Consider the following 18,449-nt stretch of genomic DNA (forward strand, 5'->3'; position numbering starts at 1 on the left):
GAGGGAATCCCATTGGGAAGTTCCAAATAATTTCGCAGAAATTTCTCGTGTTCCTTTCCAAACACTTCCATTTCCACCCAGTCATCCGCATTTGCAAGCATAGCGAAAAAAACGAGCAGAATAATATCCTTCATTTTATGCAGAACCTTTTTCTCCTGTCTAAGATCCGTCACCGTACTTACAAAATTTAACACTTCTTTCATAACATCCCATCCTTTTTTCTTTTAGTATACCAGAAAAAAGGCGGATGTTCATAATTTGTTCATTCGTGCGTTTGTCGTGGCGGAGGACAGCCAGGCGGGATGCAGCGCGGCAATATGCAAGAGAGAACAACGCCGCCGACAGGCTGAAATGATGTAGATTTGTTCATGAATTTGTACTATACTTTTATTGAGTACATGAGCAAAACAAATAAGGGGGCGGCAAGATGAAAACGAAAGCATCTAAATATCTTGATATAATTATTGAGTCTATAAATTATATCATTATCAATTACGCATTATCCAACATGGCAATGTTGTTTCAAAGTAGATAAATGACAAGTTTGATGGAGAGAAAAGTATGGAAAAATTTTCTGGATTGCTTATGATAGCAGCTATCGTTTGTGCTTTGTTTGCTGATAAAATAGATGCGGCTGTCAAAGGAGATAAAAAGGTTAAAAAAGTGATTGTCGTATTTAGTGTGGGTGTATTATTAGTTTGTACGATTGCTATTGTTGCAAGTATTTTAGCATAAATACCCAAATCTAAAATTTCAGTTTATCGAACATTGGATAATACAATATAATAAACCACCCACAAGGGACAGCCGAGAAATCGACTGTCCTTTTCTATACCTATGAGCAGAAAGGAGCTACCAGCCATGACGAAACCCAGAGAGAAAACCCGCGAGGAACTGACCGCCGAGATTGAGGACGGGAAGAAGAAAATCCAGCAGTACGAAAACCGGGAAAAGGTGCTGCGGCAAAAGCTGTCACAGGAAGAACGCCGGACGCGTAGCCACCGCCTTATCGTCCGGGGCGCGGTCTTTGAAAGCATTGTGCCGGAAACCAAGACCATGACCGACGAGGAAACCGCTGTACTTCTGCGGCTTGCCTTGACGAGCGAGCCAGCGCGGGAATATCTGAAAAAACGAACCGAGGACGGGAACGCAGGATAAATCCCCAACTATCGAGATATTGTTTCCGGCCTACGCCCAATATACTTCTTATGATTTTCAAGCTGACATTGTAATCTTTCTGCCAACTGAAAGCATTCGGCTTTTTTGCAAATCTCAATTCCAAACTGTAACAACCGAATATCTGTTGCCAATGGAAGTTCATCGGAATTATCGACAGCCCACCAAGGAAATACTTTGTTGTCTTTTTCACTTTCCGCAATCAAAAACATATAGCCAATAAATTCTCCATTCCTGCGAACAAAAATATATTGTGGTAAAGTATTTCCTTGTGACTTCTCCATTTCATTTTTCATGCGGTTGATACCGCCACAGGCTGGAGTAAATCCAAGTTCTTCAAGCTGGGAAATTGCCTTGTCCTTTTCTTGTTCCGATAAATCATGATAATTGATAATTTCATCTATCATTTTTAACTGCCCCTTATTTGTAATATATCGCATTTTATCAAAAATCTTATGAACAATTCAACCACAGAAATATTTTACAACGGGTTACAATCCCCGTAATTTTTCGCCATTTTTCACAACAACGGGCCGGCAGTCTGCTGCCGGCCCTTCTGTCCTCTTTTTTCAATCGTTTTTCTAGGTTTTGCCTGGCCTTGCGCCCGGTTTTCCGCCGGGGAAATGCCGTAGCTTTTCCTTCTCCTTCACAGGCTATGCCAGAGGCGCGATCGGCTCCTGGGGGGAGGTGGGCTCCGCCGCCGTAGTGGACGGAGGCAGGATCACGCCGTCTCCCGTGGAGGGATTTCCACCGCCCTGTATGGTGCCGCCCGGGCCGTCCCAGTCTATCGAGGGCTCCTGCGGCCTGGTGGGAGAATTGACAATGGGTGCCCTCTCCGTCTCCTCTGTGGAGGCAGTGGGCCGGTTTCCGCTGTTCGCGCCGGACGTGGATGCGGCGGAACTGCTCTCCGTGGTCTGGCCCGGCCTGGACGGGCGTGTGGGACTGCCGGCGGACTGGCTGGGTCTGGTGGGCGCGGTCTGGCTCTCCCCGGTCTGACCCGGTCTGGCTCCGCTGCTCTCCGCTCCCGGCCCGTGGCCGTCATCCTCGTCCCCGTTTTCCGTGGGCAGGATCATGCCGAACTCGTCGGTCTGAGGCTGTTTCGTCTCGACGGGATTGCCGTCCTCGTCCGTCTCTGGCTCCTTCGTCTCAATGACATTGCCATCCTCGTCCGTCTCCGGCTCCTTCGTCTCAATAACATTGCCGTTCTCGTCGGTCTCTGGCTCCGTCGTCTCCTTCTCCGTGGTCTCTGCCACCGTGGTCTTTGGCTTGTAAACCGCTCCGCCATCGGTGTCCGCGTGGTACACGAACTGGCCTTCCTTGCTCAGTCCCGTGTCGGAGATGATCTTCGCGCTGATCTGTTTCACCTGCTCCGTGGGCGTGTAGTTCTCGTCGTCAAACAGGAACCGGTGCAGCTCCTTTACGTTGCTCTCCAGAGTGGTGGGAACGACGCAGGCGCCCTTTCTGCCCATGTTGGCATCGCCTCTGGCGAAGGGGAAACCGCCGGTCTCACCGATGTGGTATTTGCTGATGTCCTGGGCCATGCGCACCAGATCCATGGTGTCAATGTTGGTGGAAACCAGGGGGGCCACCGTGACGATGACGTTGTTCAGTACAGAGAAATCTGCCTTTTTGGCCTTGTCAAAGGCCGCCTGGATCACCTTTCTCTGGCGCTCCGTTCTGGCAAAGTCGGTGTCCATCAGGCGCAGGCGGCCGTAGGCCACAGCCTGGACGCCGTCCAGATGGTTCATGCCGGCAGACTTTAACTGGGTGGTGGGGATGCCCGTCACCTTCTGGGTCTCCGTGATGAAGGAGTTGATGTAGGAGAATTCTGCCTTGCTGATCTCCATATCAATGCCGCCTAAGATATTGATGGCCTCCGCCACTGCCTTCCAGTTGAAGGTCACATACTCCTGGATGTCCAGATCCAGGTTTTTATTTAAGGCCTTTACGGCCTGGTTGGGGCCGCCTACGAAATAGGCCTGGTTGATCTTATTATAGCTGCCCTTGTCATCGGTGTTTAAATAGGAGTCACGGAATACGGAAACGATGCGGATCTCTCCCGTATCCCGATTGATGTTAAACAGCATATTTACATCGGCGTTGGCGCCCTTTCCCGTATTGGAGCCGCGGCTGTCCACGCCGAACACGGCTACGGTCCAGTAGCCCTCCATCTTTTCCAGGGTCTCCGTCGCCAGCTCCTCGTTCTTTACCTCGGCCACGCTGAATCCCTCGTCCCGCTGCACCAGGGACCAGGTTCTGGCCACAAAGGCATAGCAGAAAATGAAGGCCAGGGCAAAGCACTCCGCGACGATAAATTTGATAATCCGTTTCCGCCGCTTGGCCTCCGGGGTGAGAGCCGTTTTTCTGGAACCTCCGAAACGGCGTCCGCCGGAATTTCCTCCGTCTCCGCCATCCCCGTTTCCGTTTCCGCCGCCGGTTCCTCCGGATCCATTTCCGTTTCCGGAACCGCCGGTTCCCGCTCCGTAGCCGCCTTTTCCTGTTCCGGCTCCGGTTTTTCCAGCTCCTGTTCCGCCTTTTCCGATTCCGGTTTTTCCGGCCCCGGTTCCGCCTTCGGCGCGGCTGGCGAGCTCATTCCAAAGCTGCAGTCCTTCCTCATCCGCGGCTGCTCCCCGACTGATCCCGGCCCGGCGCCGCCCGGCGTCAGGTGGGGTGGCCCGCCCTGACAGGGGACGGGCAGACGAGGACACAGGCTGGCGGGAGGACGCTCCCGTTCCCGCCGCTGCGGACGCGGATGGGCGGGCCGTCGTTCCGGACATTCCGGCCCCGGATGGGCCTGCCATCACTCCAGACATTCCGGCCGCAGACGGGCGTACTGACGTTCCGGACATCCCGGCCGCTGTCTGGCGGGCGGCGATGCCGGCTCCTCCTGCGGCAGCAGCTGAACGGGCTGTCACTCCAGCTCCCGGCGCTGCGGACGCGGTCGGGCGGACCGTCGTTCCTGTTCTCGGCGCTGCGGACGCGGTCGGACGGGCCGCCGTTCCCATTCCCCGTGTACCCGCCGCGTAACGCGGGGCAGACGGAGATACCGGCTGGCGGGAGGTTCCCCCCGCGGCGGACGCTCCAGCCTGGACAGGGCGTGCTCCCGCTCCGCCCATTCCCCCGGTCTGACGGTAGCCTGTAGCGGCTCCGGCCGAAGTTCCCTGACGGGGAGAAGAAACCGGCGTCCCCGCCGGTCTCTGTCCTGCTGTCTGACGCCCGGAGGCTGTTCCTGACGAAAATGCCGCCTGGCGGTCAGAAACGGCCTGCCCCGGCCTGGATGTCACCCGAAACCCGGCAGACGCCCGGTCCAGGGACGATTCCCGCGGAGAGCGGAAACCGGCGCCGGTTCCTTCCTCTGCAGCCAAGCGGCCCTGGACCGCGGACTCAGCCGGACGCCCGTTTTCCATGTTCCCCATGGACGGACGCCGCCTGCTCTGCCGCGCCCTGGAGCGCCCGGCCTCGTACTCATATTCCTGGCTCATGCTTTACCTCTTTTCCTTCTTTCATGCCTCAATACGCATTTTTATTGATAAATCCCTTGAACACGGTGAGAAACAGAATCTTAAAATCCAGCCCAAGGGTCCAGTTTTCGATGTAATACAGGTCGCACTCAATGCGTTTCGTGATGGAGGTATCTCCCCGGTAGCCGTTGATCTGGGCCCAGCCCGTCAGCCCCGGACGCACCTGGTGCTTGACCATGTAGCGCGGAATCTCCTCCTTAAATTTCTCCACAAAAAACGGCCGCTCCGGCCTGGGGCCCACCAGGCTCATATCTCCCTTCAGCACATTAAAAAACTGGGGCATTTCGTCGATGCTGGTCTTGCGGATAAACCGCCCCACCGGCGTCACCCTGGGATCGTGGGGAGTGGTCCATTTGCTCTTTTCCTCCGTGGGGGCCTGTACCTCCATGGAGCGGAACTTGTACATTTTAAACGGCCGGTTGTGAAGTCCCACCCGCTCCTGGCAGTATATCACCGGGCCGGGAGAGGTGATCTTGACCAAAACGGCGGCAGCCAGCATCACCGGTGAAAACAGGATGATGGCTACAATGGCGCCGAAAATATCCACGGTCCGCTTCATGAATTTATTTAAGCCGTTGGTGAGGGGCACATGGCGGATGTGGATGACCGGAAGTCCCAGAAGGTCCTCCATATAGGGCCTTGTGGGGATGATGTTATTATAGTCCGGGATAAATTTCGTATGCACGCCGGATTTCTCGCAGGCGGCCACGATTTCTCCCAGGTTTCCGAATTCTTTAATGCTCAGGGTAATGGCGATCTCATCCAGCACGTTCATGTCCAGGATGGAATTTAACTCCCCGATGGTTCCCAGAACCCGGATCCCCTTGTAGTCCTCTCCCAGAGCCTTGTGGTCGTCCAGGATGCCGGCGATGTGATAGCCCCACTCCGGGTTCTGCTTGACCCGGTCAATGTAGCCCTCCGCCGCCCGGCTGTAGCCTACCAGGAGGATGTGCTTTAAATTATAGCCCTTGGCCCGCATGGAGCGCAGGAACGCCCGGATGGCGTTGCGCTCTGCCGTCTCCAGCACAATGTTGATCACAAAGAAATAGATGATCATGGGCCTGGAGAAGTTGTACCAGAAGGGGTTTTTACTGATCAGGTACAATACCAGGGTAAACATTAAAAGGCCGATGGAATTGGCCTTGCAGATATTGGCAAATTCCAGCCGCCTTCCCTGGACCCGCTTGGGGGTGTAAAGCTGAAACACCGCGTACAGGAACAGGTAAACGGGAACGACAATAAGCAGGGCCATCAGATAGAATTCGGCTCTCAGGGGATCTCCCTTGGTGGGAACGAACCCATTTATCATCAGTAACCACGCCAGGCCGTAGGAGACCGCGATGACCGCGGCGTCCAGCACGACCTGAAAGCGGTTTAATTCGCGCTGATGGTCTTTAATCATTTGCTAATCACCTCAACATCGTTCTTATTATACATGAAAGCCCCGCCGTATGTCATTAACAATTTCTTAAAATATCCCTGCCTTTTGTTACAGGTTCATGAACTTTTTGCCAATGCTACACCGGTCTCCCGGCGGCCTTCCTGAGCTGCCGCCTGCCAAACTCCCACACGTAGAGCGCCGTCCCGGCGATCAGCTCCCACTGGATGCGGACGTAATTTTTAAAATGTTCCGGGCGGTAAGCCACTTTATAGCAGTTTTTCCTGGTGGAAAATCCTTCCTTCAGCCCGCTCACATAGTCGGCGCCAAACCCGATTTTCCGAAAAAATCCGTATTTTACCGCCATTCCCGCCGCCAGGGGCACGCTGTTTAAAAGGAGCTGGGGAAGGGGCATATTTTTGTAGTTTAAGTAAACGCTGTTGCGGGCCGCCAGGCGCACCTTGAAGGAATTGTACTTGGAGCCGCTGGTGCCGCTGCCCACGTGGCACACCTTCGCCGTGGGGCAGTACACGTTTTTGTAGCCGAAGATTTTTGCCCGGTAGCCCACGTCGATGTCCTCCAGGTAGGCAAAGTGGCTCTCGTCAAAGTATCCGATCTCCTCAAATACCTCTCTGCGGTAAATGGCGGCACCGGCGCAGGCGGCAAACACCTGGCGGGCCCGGCTGTAGCGGGAAGCAGGCTGTCCCACGCCCCGTTGATAAGCCCAGCCTAACACACTGTACATATCTCCGGCGTCGTCCATCAGCTCTCTGTTTGACAGCTGAAGCATCTTGCTGCTGGCGGAAAATACCTCCGGAAAACGGTCCATGCAGCGCACCAGCTCCCCCACGTAGTCGGGATAGGGCTCCGTGTCGTTGTTTAACAGGATCACGTAGGGCGTTTCACAGGCGCGGATGCCCACGTTCACCGCTCCGGAAAAGCCGGTGTTCTCCTCCAGGAAAATGGAGGGGATCTCATGGTCCTTCAGCCACTCCACGCTGCCGTCCTGGGAGCCGTTGTCCACCACCAGGATGTCAAATTCCTTAAATTTTTGCTGCCGCAGAGCCGCGAAACACGGCTCCATAAAACGCAGCCCGTTGTAATTGGGTATGATGACCGTAACCTTATTCATATCAGATCTCCAGGGGATAGGGCTCCCCGATTTTCTCTTTCTTTAAGTCCCTTAAGGCAAAATTGGACTTTCGCAGGGTCAGGTTCGGGTTGTAGTAGGGATCTCCGTTTTTCAGGATCTCCGGCCATTTCTCCGAGAAAATCTTGATCTCCCGGTTGAAACGGGCCACCTTCTCCGGCGTGTCCTCCAGCCCTCTGGACTTGGACTCGTAGTGGTAGAGAAGGGCGTAGGGGTTGTAGACCACCAGCTTGTCCTGGGCCCGCACCTTCATGCAGTAGTCAATGTCGTTGAAGGCCACCGCCAGCTCCTCGGAGAACCCGCCGGCCTTCTCAAACACGTCCTTCTTTGTCATCAGGCAGGCGGCGGTGACGGCGCTGTAGTCCTGGGCGCACATGGCCCGGTGGAAATAGCTGTTCTCCGCCTTGTGAAGGCCGATGAAGGTATGGCCCGCGATGCCGCCAAAGCCCACTACCACACCGGCGTGCTGGATGGTGTCGTCCTGGTACAGAAGCCTGGCTCCCACCGCGCCCACGTCCGGCCGCTGGCAGTAGCCTAACATCTCCTGAATGGTGTCCGGCTCGATGATCTCCGTGTCGTTGTTTAAAAACAGCAGATAGTCGCCTTTGGCGTGTTTCACGCCGAAATTGTTGATGGCGGAGTAGTTGAACTCCCGCTCCCAGGTGACGACGCGGACGTTTTCATGTTCCTTCTGAAGGGCCTCGTAGTAGTCAAAGGTGGCCTGGTCTGTGCTGTTGTTTTCAATGATCACGTATTCCAGGTTTTTGTAGGTGGCTTTTTCCATCAGAGATTTTAAGCACACGTCCAGATCCTGAGCGTGATCCTTATTGGGGATGACCACGGACACCAGCGGCTCTCCCTGGATGTGGAAACGGACGTGGTATTTTCCGTAGTCCACTCCCTTTTCAATGGAGTCGGTCTCAATGCCTAAGCGGTCAAAATGGGCCTTGATGGCCCTGGCTCCCGCCTCAAAGGCGTAGAGCTTGCTCTCCGGGTTGCTGGCGGTAGAGCCCTGGTGGCAGCGCCAGTGGTAGAGCACCTTGGGAATATGGTGAATCTTCCTGGCTTTTTCCGTGCACCGGAAGATGAAATCGTAGTCCTGGGCCCCGTCGAAATTCTGGTCGAACTGGCCCACCTCCTCCACCAGGTCCCGGTTTACGGCGAACAGGTGGCAGATGTAGTTGGTGCTGGTGAGCAGGTCGGGGTTAAAATCCGGCTTGAAGTGGGGCTCAAACAGGGCGCCGCCGTCCATATCCAGCTTGTCCTCGTCGGAGTAGATCACGTCGTTGCAGGGATCCTCGTTGATGGCCTTGGCGATCTCGTAGAGGGCGTTTGGCGTCAGGGTGTCGTCGTGGTCCGCCAGCACGATGAAGTCGCCGGAGGCCATGTCCATGGCGGCGTTGGTGTTGCCGGAAATGCCCTTGTTCTCTCCCATGACCAGATACCGCACCCGGTCGTCCCGCTCCGCGTAGCGGCGCAGCACCCGCTCGCAGCTCTTTCCCCTGGGGCTGCCGTCCGCCACGCAGATCTCCCAGTTTTCATAGGTCTGGGCAAAAATGGAGTCCAAAAGCTCCCGCAGGTATTTCTCCGGCGTCTGGTAGGCGGGGATGACCACGGAAAGCTTGGGACGGTAGTCAAACCACTGGTTTTTCTGCTGCTCCAGCTCCTCCTCCGTGGGCTTTGTGAGCTCGTACCACTCGCCGTAGTCGTAGTCATTGTCAATGCCCTGGAGCTTGTGCCTGGATTTTACCACCAGGGCCCGCAGGCCGTTTTCCTTCCAGAAGTCGTAGGCCACCTTCACCGTCTCCATGTTCATCAGATCCATGATCTTTTCCCGGCGCTTGTGGGCTACGCTGGAGCGCTTGGCGATCAGCTCCTCGTTGTAGCGGATGCGGACGCGGCGGCCTTCGCATTTCATAAGAAGGTAATAGTCCTCTCCCCGCTCGTAGTCAAACTGGATGTCAAAACCGAAGTCCTTGTCCCAGGTCTTTCCAAAATAGATCTGGCTCACGTCGTCCCGTCTGGTGGACACGTATTTAAACTCCACCGCACGGTGGTTTTTGTCCTCCACCTTAAAATCCACGGCGGACTGAGGGTTTTTCCCGATGGCCCAGCCGTTGATCTGTATGGTGTTTTCCCGAATTCTCACAACATCTACTTTATACTTCATAGGCGTTCCCCGTTTTCTTCCTCCGTATCCCTATCAAAATTCAGCCGCTCCTCCTCCACCACCAGGGGGCGTTTCATCACCCTGGAATTGATGGTGAGCACGTATTCTCCCACCAGGCCGATGAAGAAGATCTGCACCGAGCCAAGAAAACACATCCCGATGAGCAGCGGGGCCATGCCGGCCGCGAAACGGTCCCAGTAAAGGAGCTTTAACACCAGGTAAATCAGGGCTACTACCATACTCACCGCGGAGCAGACGCTGCCGAAAATGGTAGCCAGGCGCAGCCCCACCTTGGTGTAGGAGGTAAAGCTGAGCATGGCGGCGTCGTAGAGCTTGTAGAAATTATTGCTGGTCTTTCCGGCCTTCCGCTTGGGCTGCTCGTAAGGGATTTCCTTCCGCCTAAAGCCCAGCTCCGCCACGATTCCCCGCAGAAAGGGGGTGGGGTCGTCTAAGTTCCGCAGCACTTCGATAAACTTCTGATCGTACAGGCCAAAGCCGGTGAAATGCTCGATCTGCTCCACATCGGAAAGCTTTTTTATGGTTTTGTAATAGCAGCTGCGCAGCCAGTACATGAGCTTGTTTTCCTGGCTGGATTTTTTGATGCCGATGACGATTTTATAGCCATTTTCCCACTCCCGCACGTACTTTGGCACCATCTCCACCGGGTCCTGGAAATCCGCCGCCATCAGGATGGTGCAGTCCCCGGTAGTCTGCAGCATCCCGTAGTAGGGGGAGTTGAACTGGCCGAAGTTTTTGGCGTTGAAAATGGCCTTTACGCCCTTGTCCCTGGCGCAGAGGTCCCTCAGGATGTCCCTGGTGCGGTCCTGGGAATCGTTGTCAATAAAGAGGATCTCGTACCGGTACTCCGGCAGATCCCGCCGGAACATGGCTGTCAGGGCGTCCCACAAAGGCTCTACGTTGGCCTCCTCGTTGTAGCAGGGCACCACGATGCTCACTGTTTTCATCTGTTATTCCTTCCAATCTATTTTTACCATGACCTTGATCAGGCCGTCGGTTTTATCTTTCATCATATACAGGGCCTGTTCCACCTGATCCAGGCCGTAAAGGGTGTGGGTCACCAGCTTTTCCGGGTGGATCCGGCCGTATTTTACCATGGAGAGCAGGCGCTCAATACGGGCGCGTCCGCCCTTTGCCAGCTCGGTGCGGATGGTTTTTCCCGCCATGCCCCGGCCGCCGGAAAACTTGGGAAACTCCAGGAAACCGGTGCCGCCGTAGTAATTTACATTGGAAATGGTCCCGGTGCCGTAGCGCACCATGTCCACCGCCTGGGTGAATACCTCGTCCCCGCCTCCGCAGAGGATGACGCAGTCGCTGCCCACCCCGCCGGTCATGGATAATACCTGTTCTGTCACGTCCCCGTCTTTATAGCTGATGACGTCGGTGGCTCCAAACTCCTTCGCCAGCTCCACGCACACGGGCCTGCTGCCCACGGCGATGATTCTGGCGGCGCCCAAATGCCTGGCGCCCTCAATGGCCATCAGGCCGATGGGGCCGATGCCCATAACCACCACGGTGTCCCCGATTTTAATATCGGCGTACTCCGCTCCGGTAAAGCCGGTGGTGACCACATCCACGCACATTAAGGCCTGTTCCAGGGTCACTCCCTCCGGAATCTTTGCCAGGGTGGTGTCCGCGTCGGGGATCAGAAACTTTTCCGAAAAGACGCCTGGCTGGGTGCGGCCCAGCTGGTGGCCGGAAAAGGGGGCAGAGGCGTGGCGGTCGTTTCCCTCCTGGATGGCCCGCGCCCTCCAGTCCGGGGTGATGGCCGGCACGGCCACGATCTCTCCCAGCGCGAAATCCCGCACCTCCTCCCCCACCTCCAGCACCTGGGCCACGCACTCATGGCCAAGGACCAGGTTCGGGGCCTTTCTCGATCCGCCGCCGAACACGGTGTGGACATCGGAGGAGCAGGGCGTCACCGCCACCGGCCGCAGGATGGCCCCGTAGGGCTGCTTTAACCGCGGCTCCGGGGCGTCATGCCACCCCACCACTCCCGGTTCCTTCAGTACAAATGCTTTCATAGTCGGACTCCTCTCCTCAAAGTGTCTCCAGGCGGTTGGATTTCAATGCCAGAATCTCCACGGTTTCCCCGAATTTCTCCCGGATCATGGAGGCGATCTCCTCCGTGTAGCCGGGAGCCACGATCAAAATGGCGTCCACCGGCTCCTGATGGAAATCATCGGGGGCCACGATGGGCAGGTGGGAGGTGGGGGCGAACCGTCCCTGCTTAAAGGGGGCGGAGTCAATGATATAGCTCACCTTATCTCCCAGCCTTGTGGTGGCCGCCAGGGTAAAGCCCTGATGGCTGGCGCCCCAGATGGCCAGCTTTTTGCCTCTCTCGTGGAGACGGTCCACCAGGCTGTTTACCTCCCGGTCAATGGAATAGCGGCTGGCCATTAGGCCGGAAACGTCCACGGGAGCGGCAGACTGGCTGACGGATGGCCTGGCAGCGGCATCCTCTGGCCGGCGCCGGCTGACAGCAGCCGGGGAAACGTGCCCGGACGGCTGCAGCTGGCAGGCTGTGGCTCCGCTGGCAGTGCCGGACTGGCTGGAGGCAGGCACCGCAGACGATTGGGGCCGGCCGGCGGCATCCCGCGGGCATTTGCGCACGATCACCGACAGGGTATCCCGGTTTACCATCTCCTCCTCCAGCACTTCAAAGCCGTTTTCCTCCAGAAGGGCCCGCAGCGTCCCGAAGGTGTAGTAGGCGATGTGGTCCCGGATCAGCTCGTAGTAACCGTCGTACTGGAGAATGTACTCCAGGCTGGGCACGGTGATCAGGCCCATGCCGCCCTCTTTTAAATTGTTGGCGATGCAGCGGAGCATGACGCCGGGGCGGGGCTGATGCTCCAGGAAATTGAAGGATAAAAAGGCGTCATAGGGGCCGTCTGGGAACCGGGTATCCTCCGTCTCCGGGAATCCCTGGGTCACGTCCAGGCCGCTTTTTACCGCCAGCTCCACCAGATCCGCCCGGTGCTCAATGCCGTGGGCCTCCACGGGAAACTCCGCCAGGACGGAAAGAAATTCTCCACGGCCGCAGCCGGCCTCGATGAATTTCTTCCCCTCCAGCCCGTAGGCCTCAATGAGGTGGCGGTACTGCCGTCTCCGCAGCTCCACCATGGTGGTGGTAAAGCCTCCCGCCCGGATCACATCCCGGTAGTAGTCCACCGGCTGGCAGTTAAACTGCACCAGCCCGCAGGCCGGGCACTGAAACAGGCTTAAAGTGATGCCCTCATCCTCCGCCACCTGGCTGGCGTCGGGGATGTTCTGGGCGGAGGCCGGCATATTGTCTAATGTCATAAGCGGCCGCTCCCCCAGGGAATGGCCGCAGGCGATACAGTGATCCATCATCGCGTTCCTCCTATTTTTATGGGTGAGCCGCCCATTTTTCTGCTCTGATAAGTATATATAATCTTTGCCGTTTTCTCAACCTTATCCCGCAAAAATCATCATTTTTTGCAGTTCGGTGGGGAAAAAGCTGCAATTTCCACCTATTTCCCCTGGCGGCCGGAAAGGGCACGCTCCGTGATCTCCCGCACTGCCTTCGTCTTGGCGTCGGCGTAGTCCTGGACGTATTTCCACGTCCGGCGGGAAAGCTCCCGTTTGGCGGCGGCGTAGCGATCCCGGTCTTCCTCATGCTCCCGCAGCCAGTCCCGGAAGGCAAGCATCCGCTCCGCCTCCCCGCACCCATCGGCGAACACGTGGAGGTTCACCTCCGGGTCATAGCCTTTGAACATCCGGTGCTCATACCACTCCGGCTCCCGGATTCTGAGGCGGTAGCCCTCGTTCTCCAGGGCCGGGACGTACTCCGCCTCCGCCGCCGGATCATCCACAAGGAGCAGGATGTCCAGGATGGGTTTCGCACATAAGCCGGGGACAGAGGTGGAACCCACGTGCTCCACCCGCAGGGCCTTCGCTCCCAGGGCGGCATGGATTTTCTCTTTTTCCTTTAAAAACTGAGCGGGCCAGCTCGGATCCGGCTCCGCCAGGAAAATGGGGCCATTGACCTCCACAGGCGCGCCCACAGTCACTTCTTTTAAATGCTCTCCGGAGCTCACAGCAGTTCCGCCCCGAAGGTCCAGTCCCATATAGACCACATCCTCCATGGGGTTGTGGTAGTAAGCCGGGATCTCCTGAAAACCGAATTTCCGGTACAGGCGGATGGCATTTTCCATGGGACGCAGAGTGTCCAGCACCATTTCCCCGTAGCCTTCCTTCCTGGCCAGACGGATGAGTTCCCCCACCAGGCGGCTGCCGGTGTGAAGGCGGCGGTATTCTTTCTTTACATAAAGCCGTTTCATCTCGCACCGCTCATCGGTGTGACGGTGAAATGCCACACAGCCCACCACCTGGCCCGTCTCCGTGACGGCGGCCAGAATCTGCCCGTTGGGGCGCACGTATTTGTGTTCCAGGTGCTCCAGCTCCTGGGAGAGGTTCTGAAAGGTCAGATCCCGTCCCAGTGCGCCGGTATACTCCACAATCAGCTCCCTAATCTCCGGCAGATAAGGGGCGCCGTCTGTGATCCGTATCTCCTCTGCCACCTTTATCTCTCCTCTCCTGCCGCGGAAAATTCCATGGAAAATTTAAAGTGGCGGTTTCTCATGCCCATCCGCTCGTAGAAACGGTGGGCGTCCCGCCGCACCTGATGGCAGGCGGCCTCGATCTGAACGCAGCCATTCTCCCGCGCCAGGGCGCAGGCGGCCTGCACCAGCTCCTCCCCCACCCCCTGGCTGCGGCATTCCTGGCTGACCACCAGCTCCACAATCTCCGCCACCAGCCCGGCGTGGTGGAGCTGCCGCTCCATACGCAGGTTTAAAAACGCGGACACCCGGCCGCCGGGAGCCCACACAAGCCCGTGAAAACGGCCATCTTCCATTTGTTCCATATAAATGCCGCGAAAAATCTCCGGGGAAAGTCCTTCTCCCTCCAGAGCGCACACCAGCCTCCACACGCCCTCCCAGTCCTCCGGGGCGGCAGGGCGGATGTGGTTTTCTGTTTCACGGCTCTGTCCTGTCCATTCCATGTCTGTCTCTCCTCCATAGCCGCAGGGGCGTCCCCTTCCGGCGCGCCTTATATGGCAAACTCATACAGCAGGAAATCCGTGATTCCCGTGTCCTCATAAAACAGCTTTACATGGCCGGTGTAGCGAAAGCCCATGCCCTCGTACAGCCGCTTGGCCGGCAGATTGTCCTCCAGCACGTCCAGGCGCACGGCGGCGCGGCCGTTTTCCCTGGCCATATCCAGGGCTTTTTTTACCATCTGCCTGCCAAATCCTTTCTTGTGATGGCCGGGCAGAACGCCCAGGGCGTGAACCACGTCGATGTCCTCCGCCGGGGCGTCCACGCCCCAGGCCACATCTTTATAGCCATCCGCCGCCTGATGGTTGATCACCATGGCCGCGGCCACAGTCCCCTCCTCCAGGCCGATGAACACCTGGCCCTTTTCTATCTCCTGCCGGATAAATTCCGGCTCCGGATAGACGCCCTTTTCCCATCTGGGGGGATATTCCGAGCCTTCCATCTGATCGGTCACCGCGTCATAAAACGCCATCACCGTTAAAAATTCCTCCGGCACTGCCTTTCGTATCTCCATCCGGCATTCCTCCTTTAACGGTTGTATTTTTCCCGATCCCACTCCCGCAGGGCGTCTTTCACCGCTTTTTTGATCACCAGGTACGCCACCGCTCCGATAACCAGAATGTTGACCGCCCAGGCGATCAGGCCAAACAATAAACCAAAGATTGACGTTGACATTGACATTTTCTCCTCCTTATATCTGCTATGATTTTAATGAAACCGACGCCAGCGTCCGTTTGATCCCTTCCTGAAAGGAGATGGCCGGGCGCCAGCCGGTGGCCAGCTTTAGTTTTCCCACGTCGGGAAGAAGGGAGGCAGGGCCCTCGGCGTTGGGGGGACGTTTTCCGTACTCGTAGCTCCCCTGATGTCCGCAGCAGGCGTACATTTCCTCCACAAACTCCCGCAGCACCCGGGTGTCCTCCCCCGCCACGTTGTAGATGCCCGGGGAAATGCCATCCTGCCGCAAAAGCTCTGCCATGGCCGCCGCCATGTCGTCGATATACAAAAAGTTCCAATGCTGGGTGCACTCCCCCAGTTCCATATGTCCGCCTGCGGAAAAGGTCTTTAAACAGCTGTTGACCAGGGACCAGGGGTGGTCTCCCGGCCCGTAGACGCTGTAGATTCTGGCGTGGATATACTCCATGGACAGCTCCTCACAGAGGGCGGCCGCCTGGCGTCCAAACTCCAGTTTTGCTTTTCCGTACTGGGAAACAGGAGCGCAGGGGTGATCCTCCGCCGTCAGCTCCCGGCAGCTCCCATACTCCGCCTGGGAGCCGGAAAAGAGAAAACGGCGGCATCCCAGAGCCGCCGCCGACTTCACCGTTTCCACAGAGCAACGGATATTTTTTTCCTGGACGGCTGGGTCGCTCCGTCCGGCGCTGCCCACGCCGTCCCAGGCCATGTGAAGAAAACCGTCCCAATGGCCGCCGCCCAAGCGTTCCGGCAGGCGTTCCATATCCTCCAGTCCCAGTTCCACCTGATGGAGATGGTCGTGAACGGGGAGTTTTCCCCGGTTGGGGGAGCCGGGGCGGACGATGGTCCACACATGGTCCCCCCGCCGCAGCAGCTCTCCTGTGACAGCCAGCCCGATAAAGCTGGTGCCTCCGGTGATAATCACGTTCATAGGCTTACTCCTTGATCCTGGGGATGATCATGATCTCGTCCATCTCCTCGTCGGAGAGGAAGGGGGCCAGATCCTCCAGGGGGGCGGACACGATGGAGCCGTCCGGCAGCCGCTTGGACGCGGATTTCGGCTCGAAGGGCTGGTCCGTGGTGACGAAAATCTCACAGATCACCGGGCCGTCCATAGCCAGGGTCTGATCCAGTACGGATTCTATCTCCGGGTTGCTGTGAATGGCGGTGTAGGGGTAGCCGTAGGCCCAGGCCAGTTTCTCCATGCTGGGGAAACTTAAGTCGTGGCTGTCTTCGCCCACACCCACCAGGGGCTCGCCGAAGAAGTTCTTCTGGGTCTGGCGGATGGAGTGATAGCCACCGTTATTGATAATAAACATTTTAATGGGAAGGCGGTGGTGGATCACCGTCTGCAGCTCCTGAAGGTTCATCTGCATACTTCCGTCGCCGGATACCATGATCAGCTCCTCCCTGCCGGCCGCCACGCAGGCGCCGATGGCCGCGGGAAGGTCATAGCCCATGGAGGCGATGGCGGAGTTGGTGATAAACCGCTGGCCTTTTTTGAGTACGTAAGCGTGGCCGCCCACAACGCAGGCGGAACCATTTCCCACCACGGTGATCCGGCCCTCCGGCAGGCGGCGGCTCAGCTCTTTGATGAAGGCGTACACGTTGGCCTCACGTTCTTGGCCTCCCTCGTAGTGGCGGGGCAGAACCACCGGGTATTTCTTCTTCCAATACTGGCAGTTTTCCTGCCAGGTCATGCCGTTTTTGCCCTCGCCTCCCTGGAACACGGGAAGGGTCTCCTCCTCGTCCAGAACGGCCTCCAGGGTCTCTAAAAGGTCCTTCGCGTCGGCGTGGATGGTCATATCGGCGTGGACGCTGGGTTTCTTTAACTCCTCGGCGTCAATGTCGTTGACAATCACGTAGGCGGCTCTGGCCCAGGTCTCGTAATTATAGCCCACCTGGCGGATGCTTAAGCGGCTGCCTACGGAGAGCACCAGGTCGCTGTTCTGCACGGCGAAGTTTCCGGGACGGTCCCCGAAACCGCCGCCACGGCCCACGTATAAGGGGTGGTCATCCCAGACGGCGTCCTCGCTGTTCCAGCCGGTGACCACGGGGATCCCCAGCTTTTCCGCCACCCGCAGGAATACCTCGTGAGCGCCGCCGAGACGGACGCCGTTTCCCACGTTGAACACGGGGCGCTTGCTCTCTTTTATTTTTTCAATGATCCGGCGGGCGGTGTCTTTTTCCACCTTCGGGGGGAGCACCTGGCGCTTTTCGCCTTTTCCGGCAGTGTCCTCCGGAATCTCCGCCGGGGATTTGGCGGCCCAGCCGGTGCCGCCGGCCTCGTAGTCGTCTTTGTCAAAGCCGATGAGATCATCGGTGTCCACGTAGGCGCCCTGGACGTTTAAGGGAATGTCCAGCCAGGTGGGGCCTTTGCGGCCGGACTGGGACAGGTACAGGGCCTTTTCCATGCAGAAACGGATGCGCAGGGGATCAATGACCATCTCGCTGTACTTCGTCATGCAGTCGATGGATTTTGTGATGTCAAACTCCTGGTCGCCCATGGCGCGGATGCCCACGCCAGACCAGCGGGCGGTGGTGTCGTAGCGCACCTGGCCGGAGAGGACAAACATGGGGATGGAATCCAGCCAGCCGCCTACCACTCCGGTGATGGCGTTGGTGCCGCCGGGGCCGGTGGTGACGCAGAGGGCCGCGATCTGGTTGTGGATGCGGGCGTAGCTCTCCGCGGCGATGGCGCAGGCCTGCTCGTGGTGGTTGTAGAGGCAGCGGAGGCCGGGCTGGTGGCCTAAGGCGTCATTTAAGTGCATGGCGCCGCCGCCGGTGACGGAGAAGACCTGGGTGATGTGGGATTCTACTAATTTTTGTGCAATGTAATTGGATACTTTGATTTTCATGGGTTGAGTGCTCCTTTTTTTGAGAGGGTGAATGTAGTGGGGGGAGGAGAAGACGGGCTCCTGCTGGCGCAGATCGCGCTTGGAGGAGTTTGCGGGCTCCTGCTGCGCAGATCGCGCTTTTTGGAGTTTACGAGCTCCTGCTGCGCAGATCGCGCTTGGTTTCCTGAGGTTCCTCCCGGCCACATCCGCAGTGCGCGCGGGCTCGATTCCGCTTCGCTCCATCTCGCTCGCGGGGCGTCGCCCTATGGCAAAAGGCAGTCTCCCAGCCGCTTATGTGCAAGCACAACACGGCTGGGAGACTGCCTTTTGCCATAGGGCGACGCCCCGCGAGCGAGATGGAGCGAAGCGGAATCGAGCCCGCGCGCACTGCGGATGTGGCCGGGAGGAACCTCAGGAAACCAAGCGCG

The 18,449-nt window shown here is 57.5% G+C and carries 17 protein-coding genes; 2 read left to right on the plus strand and 15 right to left on the minus strand.

Annotation, left to right across the window (positions count from 1 at the left end; genetic code table 11):
- Nucleotides 1-203 (minus strand): transposase family protein (locus B5E84_RS19100; protein ID WP_143469278.1); only part of this gene is annotated, 203 nt, incomplete at its 3' end.
- A 358-nt stretch (nucleotides 204-561) separates the two neighbouring features.
- On the opposite strand from B5E84_RS19100, the gene B5E84_RS19105 reads away from it, so the two are divergent.
- Nucleotides 562-735, plus strand: a complete 174-nt coding sequence (locus tag B5E84_RS19105; protein ID WP_087226230.1) for a protein CrcB-like protein — start codon at nucleotides 562-564, stop codon at nucleotides 733-735.
- A 126-nt stretch (nucleotides 736-861) separates the two neighbouring features.
- Nucleotides 862-1,158, plus strand: coding sequence for a DUF3847 domain-containing protein (locus tag B5E84_RS19110; RefSeq protein ID WP_087226233.1), 297 nt, complete (start codon nucleotides 862-864; stop codon nucleotides 1,156-1,158).
- Nucleotides 1,159-1,166: 8 nt separating this feature from the next.
- Here B5E84_RS19110 and B5E84_RS19115 read toward each other — a convergent pair whose 3' ends face one another.
- The 14 genes from B5E84_RS19115 to B5E84_RS19175 form a co-directional block, all read right to left on the minus strand.
- Nucleotides 1,167-1,583, minus strand: coding sequence for a hypothetical protein (locus B5E84_RS19115; RefSeq protein ID WP_087226236.1), 417 nt, complete (start codon nucleotides 1,581-1,583; stop codon nucleotides 1,167-1,169).
- Nucleotides 1,584-1,829: 246 nt separating this feature from the next.
- Nucleotides 1,830-4,658 (minus strand): LCP family protein, encoded by a 2,829-nt coding sequence (locus B5E84_RS19120; protein ID WP_242963446.1) that lies wholly within the window; start codon nucleotides 4,656-4,658, stop codon nucleotides 1,830-1,832.
- A 28-nt stretch (nucleotides 4,659-4,686) separates the two neighbouring features.
- The gene (locus B5E84_RS19125; RefSeq protein ID WP_087226239.1) at nucleotides 4,687-6,099 is read right to left on the minus strand and encodes an undecaprenyl-phosphate glucose phosphotransferase; all 1,413 of its coding nucleotides are present in this window, start codon (nucleotides 6,097-6,099) and stop codon (nucleotides 4,687-4,689) included.
- Nucleotides 6,100-6,214: 115 nt separating this feature from the next.
- On the minus strand, nucleotides 6,215-7,207 hold the full coding sequence (locus B5E84_RS19130; RefSeq protein WP_087226242.1) for a glycosyltransferase family 2 protein: 993 nt from the start codon (nucleotides 7,205-7,207) through the stop codon (nucleotides 6,215-6,217).
- A gap of 1 nt (nucleotide 7,208) precedes the next feature.
- Nucleotides 7,209-9,395, minus strand: a complete 2,187-nt coding sequence (locus tag B5E84_RS19135; protein ID WP_087226245.1) for a glycosyltransferase family 2 protein — start codon at nucleotides 9,393-9,395, stop codon at nucleotides 7,209-7,211.
- Nucleotides 9,392-10,360 (minus strand): glycosyltransferase family 2 protein, encoded by a 969-nt coding sequence (locus B5E84_RS19140; RefSeq protein ID WP_087226248.1) that lies wholly within the window; start codon nucleotides 10,358-10,360, stop codon nucleotides 9,392-9,394. Before B5E84_RS19140 ends, B5E84_RS19135 begins: the two co-directional genes overlap by 4 nt.
- A gap of 3 nt (nucleotides 10,361-10,363) precedes the next feature.
- Nucleotides 10,364-11,437, minus strand: coding sequence for a zinc-binding dehydrogenase (locus B5E84_RS19145; RefSeq protein WP_087226251.1), 1,074 nt, complete (start codon nucleotides 11,435-11,437; stop codon nucleotides 10,364-10,366).
- Nucleotides 11,438-11,453: 16 nt separating this feature from the next.
- Nucleotides 11,454-12,764, minus strand: coding sequence for a class I SAM-dependent methyltransferase (locus tag B5E84_RS19150; protein WP_087226269.1), 1,311 nt, complete (start codon nucleotides 12,762-12,764; stop codon nucleotides 11,454-11,456).
- A gap of 143 nt (nucleotides 12,765-12,907) precedes the next feature.
- Nucleotides 12,908-13,957 (minus strand): bifunctional GNAT family N-acetyltransferase/GrpB family protein, encoded by a 1,050-nt coding sequence (locus tag B5E84_RS21165; protein ID WP_242963447.1) that lies wholly within the window; start codon nucleotides 13,955-13,957, stop codon nucleotides 12,908-12,910.
- A 2-nt stretch (nucleotides 13,958-13,959) separates the two neighbouring features.
- Nucleotides 13,960-14,439 carry a GNAT family N-acetyltransferase gene (locus tag B5E84_RS19160; protein WP_087226254.1) on the minus strand — a complete coding sequence of 160 codons (480 nt, stop codon included), beginning with the start codon at nucleotides 14,437-14,439 and terminating at the stop codon, nucleotides 13,960-13,962.
- Between the two features lie 47 nt (nucleotides 14,440-14,486).
- On the minus strand, nucleotides 14,487-15,008 hold the full coding sequence (locus tag B5E84_RS19165; protein WP_087226257.1) for a GNAT family N-acetyltransferase: 522 nt from the start codon (nucleotides 15,006-15,008) through the stop codon (nucleotides 14,487-14,489).
- A 14-nt stretch (nucleotides 15,009-15,022) separates the two neighbouring features.
- Complete coding sequence (locus tag B5E84_RS20735; protein WP_162612906.1) at nucleotides 15,023-15,169, minus strand: hypothetical protein; 147 nt, start codon at nucleotides 15,167-15,169, stop codon at nucleotides 15,023-15,025.
- 25 nt (nucleotides 15,170-15,194) lie between these two features.
- Nucleotides 15,195-16,115, minus strand: coding sequence for an NAD-dependent epimerase/dehydratase family protein (locus B5E84_RS19170; RefSeq protein WP_087226260.1), 921 nt, complete (start codon nucleotides 16,113-16,115; stop codon nucleotides 15,195-15,197).
- Between the two features lie 4 nt (nucleotides 16,116-16,119).
- Complete coding sequence (locus B5E84_RS19175) at nucleotides 16,120-18,042, minus strand: thiamine pyrophosphate-binding protein (protein WP_087226263.1); 1,923 nt, start codon at nucleotides 18,040-18,042, stop codon at nucleotides 16,120-16,122.
- Nucleotides 18,043-18,449: the final 407 nt, after the last annotated feature.

This window comes from Lachnoclostridium sp. An14 (genome assembly GCF_002160755.1).
Classification (GTDB): domain Bacteria; phylum Bacillota; class Clostridia; order Lachnospirales; family Lachnospiraceae; genus Lachnoclostridium_A.